Annotated in this window: 6 protein-coding genes; 4 read left to right on the top strand and 2 right to left on the bottom strand. The window is 74.0% G+C overall.

Annotation, left to right across the window (positions count from 1 at the left end; all coding sequences use genetic code 11):
- The first annotated feature begins 10 nt into the window (after window positions 1-10).
- Window positions 11-6,778: a hybrid sensor histidine kinase/response regulator gene (locus AACH10_RS06145; RefSeq protein WP_341409487.1), complete on the top strand. Its 6,768-nt coding sequence runs from the start codon at window positions 11-13 to the stop codon at window positions 6,776-6,778.
- A gap of 22 nt (window positions 6,779-6,800) precedes the next feature.
- Here the strand turns inward: AACH10_RS06145 and AACH10_RS06150 are convergent, their stop codons facing one another.
- Entirely contained in the window at window positions 6,801-8,396 is a 1,596-nt protein-coding gene (locus AACH10_RS06150) for a cryptochrome/photolyase family protein (RefSeq protein WP_423228566.1), read from the bottom strand.
- On the opposite strand from AACH10_RS06150, the gene AACH10_RS06155 reads away from it, so the two are divergent.
- Window positions 8,395-8,970 (top strand): YqgE/AlgH family protein, encoded by a 576-nt coding sequence (locus AACH10_RS06155; protein ID WP_341409488.1) that lies wholly within the window; start codon window positions 8,395-8,397, stop codon window positions 8,968-8,970. The genes AACH10_RS06150 and AACH10_RS06155 overlap by 2 nt on opposite strands.
- A gap of 103 nt (window positions 8,971-9,073) precedes the next feature.
- Entirely contained in the window at window positions 9,074-9,970 is an 897-nt protein-coding gene (locus tag AACH10_RS06160; RefSeq protein ID WP_341409489.1) for a PEP-CTERM sorting domain-containing protein, read from the top strand.
- Between the two features lie 21 nt (window positions 9,971-9,991).
- Here AACH10_RS06160 and AACH10_RS06165 read toward each other — a convergent pair whose 3' ends face one another.
- A complete protein-coding gene (locus AACH10_RS06165) occupies window positions 9,992-12,010 on the bottom strand; it encodes a GNAT family N-acetyltransferase (RefSeq protein ID WP_341409490.1) in 2,019 nt (672 codons plus the stop codon).
- A gap of 123 nt (window positions 12,011-12,133) precedes the next feature.
- On the opposite strand from AACH10_RS06165, the gene AACH10_RS06170 reads away from it, so the two are divergent.
- A complete protein-coding gene (locus AACH10_RS06170) occupies window positions 12,134-14,080 on the top strand; it encodes a patatin-like phospholipase family protein (protein WP_341409491.1) in 1,947 nt (648 codons plus the stop codon).
- Window positions 14,081-14,882 lie beyond the last annotated feature (802 nt).

Here is a 14,882-nt window from a genome sequence, read left to right on the forward strand (position 1 = left end):
GGGCTCGCGCATGGCGCTCAACGGCGATCCGGTGGTCCAGGACGACCTCAGCGCCCTGTCGTGGGTGCACGACGAACTGCGTCGCTCGCTCGACGCGGCGCACAAGGCCCTGCGGCGCTACCTGAAGGAGGCGGGCGAGGGCGGCGATCTGGACCGGGTCGACCCGTCCGTGCTGCGCCAAGCGCGCAGCCAGCTGCACCAGAGCGTGGGCGTGCTCGAGCTGGTGGGCCTGGGCCCGGCCATCGAGTTGCTGCGCGCGGCCGAGGCGGCGCTGCAGCGCCTGTCGGCCAAGACCCGGCTGATCACCCCGGCCGCGGTCGAGACGATCGAGCGCGGCTCGTTCGCGCTGCTCGACTACATCGGCCGCCGGCTGGCCGGCAAGGCGGTGTCGCCGCTGGCGCTGTTTCCGCAGTACAAGGCCCTGCAGGAGCTGGCCGGTGCCACGCGCATCCACCCGGCCGATCTGTGGCCGGTGTCGTTCTCGTGGCGCCTGCTGCCGGCCGAGCCCGGTGTGCGGCCGCGCCACCCCGATGCCGACTCGATCGGCGAGGTCGAGGCCGACCTGCTGGCGCTGATGCGCGGCGCCCAGCCCAGCGTGGCCGCGCGCATGAGCGAGGTGTTTGCCGCGCTGGGCGCCGGCGCCTTGCAGGCCGCCCCGCGCGACCGTGCACACCAGCAGCTGGCCACGCTGTGGCAGCTGGCCGCCGGCTTCTTCGAGGCCCTGGCCGACGGCCTGCTGGCCGCCGATGTGCACACCAAGCGCGTCGGCTCGCAACTGCTCAAGCAGCTGCGTGCCGGCGAGGACGCCGAGGCCGCCGAGCGCCTGGCGCATGACCTGCTGTACTTCTGCAGCCAGGCCGGCCCGCGCAGCGGTGTGCCGATGGCCGGCAACGGCCCCGGTGCGCGGCTGGCCGCGGTGCGCGAGGTGTACGCCCTGCCCGAGGCGCCCCCGGTCGACATCGAGGTGGCCCGGCTGGGCCGCTTCGACCCCGCCTGGGTGGCCCAGGCGCGCAAGCGCGTGGCCGCGGCCAAGGAGGTGTGGTCGGCGGTGGCCGGTGGTGACCTGGCGCGCATGCCCGGCCTGCCCGAGCAGTTCACGCTGGTGGCCGATTCGCTGCAGCGCCTGTACCCCGATGGCGCCGTGCTGGGCCAGGCCCTGCAGGCGGCCGCGCAGCAGGCGGTGGCCTCGGGGGCCGAACCCCCGGCTGAACTGGCGATGGAGGTGGCCACGGCGCTGCTGTACGTCGACGCCTCGCTGGACGACGCCGATTTCGACCACCCCGAGCTGGTGCAGCGCATCCACCGCCTGTCGCAGCGCATCGAGCATGTGCGCCAGCAGCGCGATCCCGGCACGCTCGAGTTGTGGATGGAGGAGCTGTACCGCCGCGTCTCCGACCGCCAGACCATGGGCAGCGTGGTGGCCGAGCTGCGCGCCTCGCTGTCCGAGGTCGAGAAGAACATCGACCAGTATTTCCGCGATCCGCGCCAGCGCGAGGTGCTGATCCCGGTGCCGGCGCAGCTGGGCGCGATGCGCGGCGTGCTGTCGGTGCTGGGCCTGGACCAGGCCTCGCAGGCCGTGCTGCGCATGCGCGACGACGTGGCCGCACTGGCCGAGACCGAGGTCGATCCGCACCGCGCCATCGAGGCCGGCACCTTCGACCACCTGGCCGACAACCTGGGGGCGCTGAGCTTCCTGATCGACATGGTCGCGGTGCAGCCGCAGATGGCCAAGTCGCTGTTCCGCTTCGACCCCGACAGCGGCACGCTGTCGGCCGTGATGGCGCGCGAAGACCGGCCCTCGGGCTTCGGCGAGTTCGACGCCCGTGGCGAGGCCGGCGCCGGCGCCGGCTCGGGCGACACCGACGCGCTGGCCGTCACGCTCGATTTCGACCGCATGGTCAAGCAGGCGCGTGTCACCCAGCGTGCCGGCCAGGCCGAGCATGGCAGCCACGGCCTGCCGCTGCTGCACCTGGATGCCCCGCCCACCCGGCCGCAGGGCCTGGGCGCCTTCGACGACCACGACCCCACGATCCGGGTCGAGCGTCCGTCCGATGCGGCGACGGTGCGCATGGCCTACCCGGCCCCCGCCGACGACGACGAGCGCACCGTGCAGCTGCCACGGCGCCACCTCGACGACGAGGCCAAGACCATCCAGCTCGAGCGGCGCCCGTCGCCGGACGACGAAGAACCCACCGCACACCTGCCGCCGCCGCTGTCGGCTTGGAGCGACGACGAGCGCACGATCCAGATGCCGCGCCGCGCCGATTTCGGCGACGACCAGGCCACCACGCTGCAGCTGCCGCGCGAATTGCCGCCGGCCCCTGCGCCTGCGCCCGCGCCAGTGGCCGCCGCGCCGGCCCCGATGCCGCCGGCCGCTGCGGCGCTGGTTGACAGCGGCCTGGAAGACGACCCCGAGATGCGGGAGATCTTCCTCGAAGAGGCCGCCGAGGTGCTGCAGGCTGCGCGCGAAGGCCTTCAGGCCCTGAACGCGCGCCACGACGACGCCCCGGCCATGACCTCGGTGCGCCGCGCCTTCCACACGCTCAAGGGCAGTTCGCGCATGGTGGGCCTGCGTCGCTTCGGCGAGGCCGCCTGGTCCTGCGAGCAGCTCTACAACACGCGCCTGGCCGAGCACCACGGCGCCGACACTGACCTGCGCGAGTTCAGCGCCGAGGCGCTGGCCTACTTCACCGACTGGGTGGCTGCGCTCACCGCCGGCGATGCGGCGGCCTTCGATCCGGCCGTGGTGTCGGTGCCCGCCGACAGCCTGCGCCTGAACCACCTGCGCCTGCCGCTGGGTGCGGCTGCCCCGGCGCCGGCCGACACTGCCGCGCCGGCCGAACCGTCGCTGCCGGCACCCGTGGCCGAGGGGCCGGTGTCCGCCCCGACCGCCAGCGCCGCAGCCGCCGCGGCCACCGCCCTGCCGCCGCTGCCGTCGGGCCTGCCGCTGCCGGCGCTGGGCCTGGACCTCGACGTGCTGGGCGGCCTGCCGCCGCTCGAACCGGAGGCCGACATCCCGGTCGCCGCGCCGCCGGCCGAGCCAGCGCCCGAGTTGCTGGCGCGCGTGCCCGACCTGCCCTCGGCCGCCGACCTGGACTTCGGGCTGGAGCCCCTGGAGCTGCTGCCCGCCGACACGGCCCCGGCCGCGCTGCCCGAGACCGTCGAGCTGAGTCTGCCGGACCTGGACCTGGTCGGTCTGGAGGCGACCGACCTGACGTCCGTCGACGCCGCGGCTGGCGATGCCGTCGAGGCCCTGCCGGCCGCCGAGGCCATCGAGCTGCCGCTGCCGGACGAGACCGCGGTCGATGACGCGCCGTCTGCGCTGCTGCCCGACCTGCTGCTCGACACCACCGACGAGCTGGCCCGCACTGAGCCGCTGCCGCCGTCGGCCGTGCCGCAGATGCCCGACGTGCTGGTGGAGCCGCCGGCGCCGATGGACGCCACGCTGCCGCTGCCCGCCCCGAACGCCGTGCCCGACCTGGTGTTCGACGACGCGCTGCCCACCGAGCCACCGGCCCTGCCCGAGGGGGTGGAGGTCGCGCCGGTCGAGGCCATGGACCTCGCCGAGCCGGAACCCCAACCCGAACCCGAACCGGCAGCCGCCGTCGAGGCCACGCAAGCCGCCGAAGCCACCGAAGCCGCTGCCGAGGGTGACGAGGCCTTCAAGCAGATCGGCCACCTGCGCATCGGCATCCCGCTGTTCAACATCTACCTCAACGAGGCCGACGAGTTGTCGCGCCGCCTGGGGGTGGAGCTGGCCGAGTGGTCGCACGAGCTGCATCGCCCGGTGGGTGAGACCGCCGTGGCGCTGGCGCATTCGCTGGCCGGCAGTTCCGGCACCGTGGGCTATGCCGAGCTGTCGCAGCTGGCGCGTGCGCTCGAACATGCGCTGGAACGCGCCCAGGCCCGTGGCCGCGGCCATGCCGACGAGTCGGCGCTGTTCGGCCGGGCGGCCGACGAGATCCGCCGCCTGCTGCACCTGTTCGCCGCCGGCTTCCTGCAGGCACCGGATGCCGAGCTGCTGCAGCAGCTGGTCGACCTGGCCCATGCCGCGCCCGAGCCGCAGGCCGACGCGCCTGCCACCGAGGCCGCACCGCTGATCGATCTGCCGCCCCTGGCGCATGCGGACACCCCGGTGGCCGAAGCCGAGCCTGGCGCCGACACCGACGTGCCGGTGCCCGAGATCACGGACCTGCCCGCCCTGGCCCCGGCCGGCGAGCTGGGCCGTGCCGCGCTGCTGCCGTTCACCGCGCTGCCCGAGACCCCGGCGCCGGTGGCCGCGCCCGTGATGCGCGACGCGGGCCCGTCGCTCGACGACGAGATCGATGCCGTCGACACGCTGGACGACGAGCTGTTCCCGGTGTTCGTCGACGAGGCGCTGGAGCTGCTGCCGCAGCTGCACGGCCGCCTGCGCGACTGGAGCCAGCGCCCGGCCGATGCGGCCGCGCCGTCGGCGTGCATGCGCAGCCTGCACACGCTCAAGGGCAGCGCGCGCCTGGCCGGTGCCATGCACCTGGGCGAGATGGCGCACCGCCTGGAAAGCGCGGTGGCGCGCCAGGCCGGCCGCGGCGCGGCGGTCACGTCGGCCGACATCGAGCCGCTGATCGCCTACACCGACACGCTGGAAGCCCACTTCGACCGCCTGCGTGGCGTGGCCGTGGCCGACGAGGCGCTGGCACCGCGCGCAACCGTGCCGGTGGCGCCGGCCGATGTGCCGCCGCCAGTCCCGTCCTTCGAGCAGGCGCCAGCGGCGCAGCCCGAGCCCGCTGCTCCGGCCCCCCGCGCACCGGTGGCGTTGCCGCCGCGCGCCGCCGCGCCGGTGCCGGCACGGCGCATCGACTGGCAGCGCTTCCAGGCCGCGGCCCCGGGCGCCGTGGCCGCGACCACCGCGCAGCAACCCGAGCGCAGCGCCACCGCCGCGCAGCACGGCAGCGTGCGTGTGCGTGTGCCGCTGCTCGACCGCCTGGTCAACCAGGCCGGCGAGGTGAGCTTCTCGCGCACCCGCATCGAGACCGACCTGCGCCAGTTCAAGGGCGCCCTGGTCGACCTGAGCGAGAACCTGGAGCGCCTGCGCGCCCAGCTGCGCGACATCGAGCTGCAGGCCGAGAGCCAGATCGGCAGCCGCATCGAGGCCGCGCGCGCCGCCGCGCAGCAGTTCGATCCGCTGGAGATGGACCGCTTCACGCGCTTCCAGGAACTCACGCGGATGATGGTCGAGTCGGTGTCCGACGTGGCCACCGTGCAGCGCGGACTGCAGCGCACGCTGCAGTCGACCGAAGACGCGCTGGCCCACCAGGCGCGCATGACGCGCGACATGCAGGACGACCTGCTGCGCACGCGCATGGTCGAGTTCGAGGGCCTGTCCGAGCGCCTCTATCGCGTGGTGCGTCAGGCCGCCAAGGAGACCGGCAAGCCGGTGCGCCTGGACATCGTCGGCGGCTCGATCGAGATCGACCGCGGCGTGCTCGACCGCATGACGCCGGCCTTCGAGCACCTGCTGCGCAACAGCGTGGTGCACGGCATCGAGCCCGCGGCTGAACGCGCGGCCGCTGGCAAGGACGCCACCGGCACCATCACGCTCACCGTCAGCCAGCTCGGCAACGAGGTGGCGGTGGAGGTGCGCGACGATGGCGGCGGCCTGCACCTGGACAAGATCCGCGAGCGCGCGCTGGCCCTGGGCCTGCTGTCGCCCGATGCCCAGCCCGATGCGGCCGAGCTGGCCAACCTGGTGTTCCAGCCCGGCTTCACCACCGCCACCGCGCTGACCGACCTGGCCGGCCGTGGCGTGGGCATGGACGTGGTGCGCACCGACGTCAACGCCATGGGCGGCCGCATCGAGACCGCCAGCGCGACCGGCCAGGGGGCCAGCTTCAAGCTGGTGTTGCCGCTGACCACGGCGGTCACGCAGGTGGTGATGCTGCGCTGCGGCGAGCGCACCGTGGCCGTGCCGTCCACGCTGGTGGAAACCGTCAAGCGCATTCCGGCCGACGAACTGGCCGGGGCCTACGAGCGCGGCGTGGCCCAGCATGGCGGCCGCGAGCTGCCGTTCTTCTGGCTGGACAGCCTGCTGCAGGGCACGCCGCGTGGCGCGCTGGCCGCGCGCAGCGCGCAGTCGGTGGTGGTGCGCAGCGCCGACCAGCGCATCGTGCTGCACGTCGACGACGTGCTGGGCAACCAGGAAGTGGTCATCAAGCACCTGGGGCCGCAGCTGGCACGCCTGCCGGGCATGGTGGGCATGACGCTGCTGCCCTCGGGCCTGCCGGCGCCAATCTACAACCCGGTGGCCCTGGCCACGCTGTACGGCGATGCAGCGCGTGCGCAGGCCGCCGAATCGCAGCGCGAGGCGCAACGCGCCGCCGCCGACGCCCGCCCGGCGCCGGTGGTGGAGGCCGCGCCGCTGGTGCTGGTGGTCGACGACTCGCTGACCGTGCGCCGCGTCACCCAGCGCCTGCTGGAGCGCGAGGGCTACCGCGTCACCGTCGCCAAGGACGGCCTGGATGCGCTGGAGAAGCTGGCCGGCGAACTGCCGGTGGTGATCCTCAGCGACATCGAGATGCCGCGCATGGACGGCTTCGACCTGGTGCGCAACCTGCGCAGCGACGAGCGCCTGACGCGGCTGCCGGTGGTGATGATCACCTCGCGCATCGCGCAGAAGCACCGCGACTACGCGGCCGAGCTGGGCGTCAACCACTACCTCGGCAAGCCCTACGCCGAGGACGAGTTGCTGGCCCTGGTGGCGCGCTACGCACAGGCGGCCCGCAGCAGCCAGTCGGCCTGACCGGCCGGGCGGGCCGGCGGGTTCAGCCCGGCCGCACCGCCCGCGACTTCACCACCGCAAAGCGCGCCAGCGTCTTCTCACGCGCTGCGGCGTGGTCGACGATGGGCGCCGGGTAGTCGCGGCCCAGTTCGATGCCGGCGGCCGCCAGGTCCACCGGCCGGGCCAGCCAGGGCGCATGGATCAGCTTGGGTGCCAGCCGCGCCAGCTGCGGCAGGTAGCGCTGGATGAAGCGGCCCTCGGGGTCGAACTTCTCGCTCTGGCTCACCGGGTTGAAGATGCGGAAATAGGGCTGCGCATCGCAGCCGGTGGAGGCTGCCCACTGCCAGCCGCCGTTGTTGGCCGCCAGGTCGAAGTCGTTCAGGTGGGTGGCGAAATAGGCCTCGCCCCAGCGCCAATCGATGCCCAGGTCCTTCACCAGGAAGCTGGCCACCACCATGCGCAGGCGGTTGTGCATGTAGCCGGTCTGGTTGATCTGGGCCATGGCCGCGTCCACCAGCGGGTAGCCGGTGCGGCCCTCGCACCAGGCGGCGAACAACGCATCGGCCGCCTTGCCGTGTTCCCACTTGATCGCGTCGTACTCGGGCCGGAAGGCATGGCCCACCACGCGCGGGTGGTGGTGTAGCACCTGGTGGTAGAAGTCGCGCCACACCAGCTCGCTCAGCCACACCTCGGCCCCGCGCGAGCCGCCGTTCATGCGGTCCCAGGCGGCCCGCGCCAGCCGCCGGATCGACACCGTGCCGAAGCGCAGGTGCGTGCTCAGGTAGCTGGGGCCCTTGATGGCCGGGTAGTCGCGCGCGTCGTGGTAGTTGTCGATGCGGTCGAGGAAGTCGTCCAGCAGTTCCTGCGCGCCGGTGCTGCCGGTGGGCAGCTTCAGCCGGTGCAGGTTGGTGGGCTCGAAGCCGATGTCGGCCAGCGTGGGCACCGGCTGCGCGAAGGCGGGCGGGCGCGGCGCCAGCCGGCGCGCATGGCGGGCGATCGGGTAGGGGCGCAGGTAGAAGCCGTCGCCGCGCGGGTGGCCGGCGTCGGCCAGCTTGCGCAGCCAGGTGTTCTTGTAGGGCGTGAACACGCCGTAGGGGCTGCCACTGGCGGTGAGCACCTCGCTGCGCTCGAACACCACATGGTCCTTGGCGGTGTGCAGCACGATGCCGGCATCGGCCAGGCGGCCGCGCACCGTGGCGTCGCGCGCCAGCGCGGCGGGCTCGTCGTCGTGGGCGCAGTACACCGCCTGCACGCCCAGCTCGGCGGCCAGCGCGGGCAGTTCGCGTTCGGCGGCACCATGGCGCACGATCAGGCCGGCGCCCTCGACGCCATGCGCCTGGCCGAGTGCGCGCAGCTGCGCATCCAGATCCACCAAGCTGTCGCGGATGAACTCCACGCGGCGGTCGGCGCGCGGCAAGGCGTCGAGGATGCTGCGGTCGAACACGAAGGCGCAGAACACCTGTTTGGCCTGCGTCAGCGCGTGGTACAGCGCGGCATGGTCGTCGGCGCGCAGGTCGCGTCGGAACCACACCAGCGCGCGGGCCAGTGCGGGGTCGGCGGGGCCGGCGGCCGGGGCGTGCGGAGCGGGGTGGGCGGTCGTCACGGCGCCAAGTGTGGCGCAACTTAGAATCCCCGCCATGTCGGTAGACCGCCTGAACCTCGCGAACCAGTTCCTGATCGCCATGCCCGGCATGGCCGACGACACGTTCGCCGGGGCCGTGGTCTACCTGTGCGAGCACACCGAGAAGGGTGCGCTGGGCCTGGTGATCAACAAGCCCATCGACATCAAGCTGAAGAACCTGTTCGAGAAGGTGGACATCGCGCTGGACGAGCCCACGCTGGCCGAGCAGCCGGTGTTCTTCGGCGGCCCGGTGCAGACCGAGCGCGGCTTCGTGCTGCACGAGCAGCGCGGCGGCGCCGAGCCCTACAGCTCCACGCTGGCCATTCCCGGCGGCCTGGAGATGACCACCAGCAAGGACGTGCTGGAAGACGTGGCCCACGGCGCCGGCCCCAGGCGCATGCTGGTCACGCTGGGCTACAGCGGCTGGGCCGCGGGCCAGCTCGAGGAAGAGCTGGGCCGCAACGGCTGGCTCACGGTGGACGCCTGCCCCGAGATCATCTTCGACACGCCCGTCGAGCAGCGCTACGAGCGCGCGGTGGCCCTGCTGGGCATCGACCCGCGCATGCTGTCGCAGGAAGCCGGCCACGCCTGACGGCCGGGCCCGCGGGGCCCCGCAATCCCATGGGCCGGGGGGGCAGATGGCCGGGGCCGCCTGCCTAGACTGTGCCCGCTTCCAGACAAGAGGGGTGGTGACGATGTTCCAACTTGCGGGCGCCTGGCGGCGCGCATCCTGGCTGGCCGGCGTGCTGGTGGCCAGCGGTCTGCTGGCGGGCCCGGCACAGGCGCGCGGCGTGGTGGTGGTGGCCGGTGGCTACGATCCCCTGGCCGCGGCGATCGCGCCCTGCGCCAGTGCCTCGGTGCTGCTGCCAGCGGGGGGCGCGGCGGTCAGCGACTGCACGGCGATCCAGGCCACCACGGAAGCCGTCTGGAGCGCCTCGCAGGACAGCCGCATCGACACGATCAACCGCCTGGTCAGCCAGACCCAGGAGGTTTATGGCGCCGCCCGGCCGAACTGGGCCGCGCCGTTCAGCGACAGCGGCCAGGTGGCCGCCGCCCAGGCCGGCGAGCCGTTCTACCTGCCCACCGGCCTGACCGATTTCGTCGAGCACGCGGCGGCGGTGGATGGTTCGGTGTCCAGCGGGCTGTTCACGTTGCAGGCGCTGGCGACGCCCATGTTCTCCGTCACCGACGGCCAGTTGCGCACCACCCTGCTCTGGGACCTGACGCTGCACCTGAACCAGTCCGTCAGCGGCCCGTTCATCCTCGACATGTCCGGTGGCACCGTGTACGGCGACCCCGGCGTCAACCGTGCCTGGCGTCTGAGCTACCTGTTCGAGGGCGGCAGCTTCGCCGCCGGCACGGACCTGTCGGTGCAGTTGCCGGCACTGTCCTGGTCGTACCCGCTGGCGTCGCCGACGATGGGGCCGGACTTCCAGCCGGTCACCCACGCCCTTGCCGGCACACTGAACGTCGAGCATGTGGCGCTCTACCTCGACCCGGTGACGCTGGCCCCGGTGCCCGAGCCGGCCACCGCGCTGCTGTGGGCCGGCGGGGTGGCGCTGCTGGGCTGGGCGCGGCGGCGCCGCGGCTGAGCGGCACGCCGCCGGCGGCGGCTACAGCAGTGCGGTCACGCGCACCGTGCCGTCGTCGCTGTGCAGGCTGACCTGCTCGCTGGCACGGCGTGCCAGTTGCACCATCGCGGTGTTGCTGGCCAGCACCTCGGCCACCAGGCCGCGCACGCCGCGGCGGCGCGCATGTTCGGCCAGCAGCTGCTGCAGCGCGCCGCCCAGGCCGCTGCCCTGCCAGCCGGGGTGCACCATGAAGGCGGTTTCGGCCAGGTTGCTGCCGGGGTCCAGCACGTAGAAGGCGTGGGCCACCACCTCGGGGTTCTCGCGCGGGCCGGTCACGGCCACGAAGCCCACCTCGCGCTCGCCGTCCAGGTTGCACAGGCGCTGCGTGTCGCGGTCGGACAGGCTGCGCACGCGGCGGAAGAAGCGCGTGTACACATCGCGCTCGGGCAGGCGGTGGAACAGTGCGCGCACGCCCTCGCCGTCGGTGGCCACGGCCGGGCGCAGCAGCAGGCTGCGGCCGTCGCGCAGGGCCAGCGTGCGCTCGTCCTCCACGGCATAGGCCTGGCGGCTGCGCAGTTCCTGGCCCGCGGGCAGCAGGCCGGCGGCGATGGCCTCGGCCAGCAGGCCATCGCGAAAGTCAGGGTGCGCCACGCCGATCAGCGCCAGCGCGCGCTCGCGCTGCGAGCGGCCGAACAGGTAGGCGATGCCGTACTCGGTGATCACGTAGTGCACGTCGCTACGCGGCACGCTGACCGGCGCGCCGGCGTCCAGCGCCAGGCGGATGCGCGAGCGCGTGCCGTCCTCGCTGGTGGAGGCCAGGCAGACGATGGCCTTGCCGCCTGCTGAGCGCGCCGCTGCGCGCAGGAACTCCAGCTGCGCGGCCAGCCCGCCGTAGGCCTGGCCGTCCAACTGCTCGGTGCACACCTGGCCGCCCAGGTCCACCGCGAAGGCCTGCGTCACCGACACCAGCTTGTGCTGCGCGGCCAGCGTGGCCGGCGCGCACACCGCGTCGATGGGCTGCAGCTCGAACAGCGGGTTGCCGTTCATCCGCTCATACAGCGCCGGGCTGCCCATCGCCAGGCTGGCGACGATGCGGCCTGGCTGCGTGCCCTTGGCGCGGCCGGTCACCACGCCGGCGTCGATCAGCGGCAGCAGCGCGTCGGTGATGACGTCGGAGTGCACGCCCAGGTCGCGCCGGTCGCTCAGGTGGCGCAGCGCCTCGTGGCTGAAGCGGCCCAGGCCGATCTGCAGCGTGGAGCCGTCGTCGATGATGCTGGAGATGTAGCGTGCAATGCGCTCGACCACCGGCGCCGCGGTGGCCGGATGGGTGTAGGCGATCAGTGGCGTGTCCACCGCCACCAGGTGATCGATCTGGTCGAGGTGCAGCAGGCTGGCGCCGCCGGTGCGCGGCATGGCCGGGTTGACCTCGGCAATCACCAGGCGCGCGCGCGCCACCGCGGCCAGCGCCACATCCACCGACACGCCCAGGCTCACCCAGCCGAAGGCATCGGGCGGCGACACCTGCACCAGCGCCACATCGACGCCGATGCGCCCATCGGCCATCAGCCGCGGCACCTCGGCCAGCGACAGCGGCACGTAATCGGCCAGGCCCTGGGCCACGGCCGCGCGCTGGTTGGCGCCGACGAACCAGCAGCGGTGGCGAAGCGTGGTGGTGCAGCGGCCTTGCGCATCGTGCGGCAGCGCGCCGTCCAGCAGGAAGTGCAGCAGCGTGACGCCGTGCGCCGCCGGCTGGCGCGCCTCCAGCGCGGCGATCAGTGCGCGCGGCGTGGCGCAGGCGCTGCCGGCATACACCTGCGCGCCATCGGCGATGTGCGCCACCGCCTCGGCCGCGCTGCACAGCCGCGCGTTCACGGCCTGGGCCAGCGTTGCCGGCAGCGTGGGCCAGCCGGCCGGCAGGCCACCGGTGGCCGCAGCCGGGTCGGACGGCGCCGCGCTGCGGCCGGGCTGTAGCCGGCGCGCCATGCGTTGCAGCCAGCCGCTGGGGGTGTCGCCGCTGCCGGGCGTGCCGGCGAGGGTGGGGTCGGTGGGAGCGCTTGCCATGGCCGCAGTGTCGCGCGGCGGCGCGGCCGCGCCCGATCGGCATCAACCCTGGGCAGGCGGCGCAGCGGCCTCGTACGAGAATCGACGGTACCCGCCGTCACCTGTTGTTGCCCCAGCTGTCCAATGAGCCTTGCCGATCTGCCCCGCCCGCCGCACCAGGAAGACCTGCTGCGCCAGCACCTCAGCCGCTTTCTCGGGGTGACGGACACGGCGGCGCTGGATGCCGTGTGCGAGCGCCTGCGCTGGCTGGACTTGGCCGGCGGCGAGCCGCTGATCCGCCAGGGCGAGGCGGGCGATGCGCTGTTCATGCTGGTCAGCGGCCGGCTGCGCGCCTACATCGACGAGCCCGACGGCGGCCCGCGCCGCATGGTGCGCGAGATCGCGCGGGGTGAGGTGGTGGGCGAGATGAGCCTGTTCACCGGCGCGCCGCGCTCGGCCACCGTGGTGGCGTTGCGCGACTCGGTGCTGGTGGCGCTGGACCGCGCCGACTTCCACGAGCTGCTGCCGCTGCGGCCCGAGGTGACGCTGGCGCTGACCCGCCAGGTCATCCAGCGCCTGCAGACCGAGCGCGGCAGCACGCTGATCGACAGCCCGGTGGCCATGGCCCTGGTGCCGGTGACGGCCGGTGTGGACAGTGCCGGCCTGGCCGCCGCACTGGCCGCCGCGCTGCCCGCCGGGGGCCGCGTGGCGGTGCTGGACCGCGCACGCGTCGAGGCGCTGCTGGGGCCGGGCAGCCTGGATTCGCAAGCGTCGGGCGGCGTCGAGGGCGCCCGCCGCCGCGTGGCCATGCTGCTCGACGAGGTGGAGAGCACGCACGACTACGTGCTGCTGGTGGGCGACGACACGGCCAGCGACTGGACCGGCCTGTGCCTGCGCCATGCCGACGAGATCCTGCTGCTGGCCGATGCCGATGCGCCGCCGCAGCTGCACGTCAGCGAACGCCGCTTCCTGCTGGACCGCGCCGGCCGCGGCGAGGCGGCCGAGATCCTGGTGCTGCTGCACCCGGCCGACCGGCCGATGCCGCGCGGCACCGCGGCCTGGCTGGCGCGCCGCCCGGTCAGTGGCCACCTGCATGTGCGCCCGGCGCTGGCGCGCGACATCGCGCGGCTGGCGCGCTTCCAGTCGCGCCAGGCCGTGGGCCTGGTGCTGGCCGGCGGCGGGGCGCGCGGCTTTGCCCACCTGGGCGTGCTGCGTGCGCTGCAGGAACGTGGCATCGAGGTCGACTGTGTCGGCGGCACCAGCATCGGCGCGGTGATGGCCACGCTGGCGGCCACCGACCAGCCCTTCGAGCAGGTGGACCGCGTGGCCCGGCCGGCCTTTGCCACCAACCCCACCGGCGACTTCACGCTGCTGCCCTTCGTCTCGCTGATCAAGGGCCGGCGGCTGCGGCGCGTGGTGGGCGAGGCCGTGCAGTGCGCGGTGGGCGAGGGCGCCGGCATCGAGGACCTGTGGAAGCCCTTCTTCTGCGTGGCCACCAACTACTCGCAGGCCAGCGAGCTGGTGCTCGAGCGTGGGCCGCTGCTGCAGGCCATTCTGGCCAGCATCGCCATCCCGGGCGCGCTGCCGCCGGTGCTGCGCGACGGCGAGCTGCTGTGCGATGGCGGCACCTTCAACAACTTTCCGGTCGACGTGATGCGGCGCCAGCGCGGCGTGGGCCGGGTGATCGGGGTCGATCTGAGCGCCGACCCGCCGCGCCGCATCGACCTGGACGAGATGCCCGACGGCTGGGCCCTGCTGCGCGACCGGCTGCGCCCGCGCAAGCGCCGCCGCTTCCGCCTGCCCAGCCTGCCCACGCTGCTGATCAACGCCACCATCCTGTACAGCCAGTCGCGCCAGAAGCAGGCGCGCACGCTGACCGACCTGTACTTCAACCCGCCGCTCAAGCGCGTGGGCATGCTCGACTGGTCACGCTACGACGAGGTGGTGCAGCTGGGCTACGAGCACGCCTGCGCGCTGCTGGATGGCAGCGCCGGAGGGCCGGCGCCCACTGCGGCAGCGTCTGCGGCGCCCGCGGTGTCCACCGCTGCGCCACGCTCGCCGGCCACGATGGCCGCCACCGCGCGGCGGTAGGCCACTGCGGCCAGCCAGGCTGCGCGGGCCGTGGCATCGGCCGGCGCCTGGCGCGCCAGTTCGGCGGCCAGCGTGGTGCGCAGCGGTGTGGCGCGCGCATCGCCCAGTGCCGCCAGCACACGGTGGCACACCCACAGCAGCTGCAGCGGATGCTCGGTGCCGTGCAGGTGGCCGTCGCGTGCCTGCTGGGCCAGCACGCGCTCGGCATGGGCCAGGGCCTCGGCGGGGCGCTGCTCGGCCAGCGCCACCTCGGCCAGGCCGGCCTCGGCCTCCACCCCCAGGTGCGCCAGGCCGATGGCCTGCAGCTGCGCCGCGGCCTGCGCAAAGGCCGCCCGTGCCGCCGCCAGCCGGCCCAGGCCGAGCTGCACATGGCCCAGCGCCAGCCGCGCGAAGGCGGCGTACTCGGCATGGCCCACCGCGTCGGCCGTGGAGCAGGCGGCCTCGGCCGGGGCCAGCGCATCGGCGTCGCGGCCTTCGTGGTGGCGCACGCTGGCCAGGTTCAGCAGCGCCATGGCCTCGAAGGCGCGAAAGCCCCCGCGCCGCGCCAGGCGCAGCGCCTGCTCGAGGTGCTGGGCGGCCTCGCCGTAGCCGCCCTCGCGGTAGGCGGCATCGCCCAGGTTGATGCGCGTGGCGCATTCGTCCATCAGGTTGCCGCTGCGGTGGTTGAACTCGGCGCACTGCGCCAGCAGCGCGCGGGCGGTGGCGCCGTCGCCGCGCTCGCTGGCCACCACCGACAGCGCCGACAGCAGCTCGGCCAGCAGCATCGGCTGGTCCAGCGCGCGGGCGCGCGCCAGGCCGGTCT

It is taken from the genome of Pseudaquabacterium inlustre, from assembly GCF_038066595.1.
Classification (GTDB): Bacteria; Pseudomonadota; Gammaproteobacteria; order Burkholderiales; family Burkholderiaceae_C; genus Pseudaquabacterium; species Pseudaquabacterium inlustre.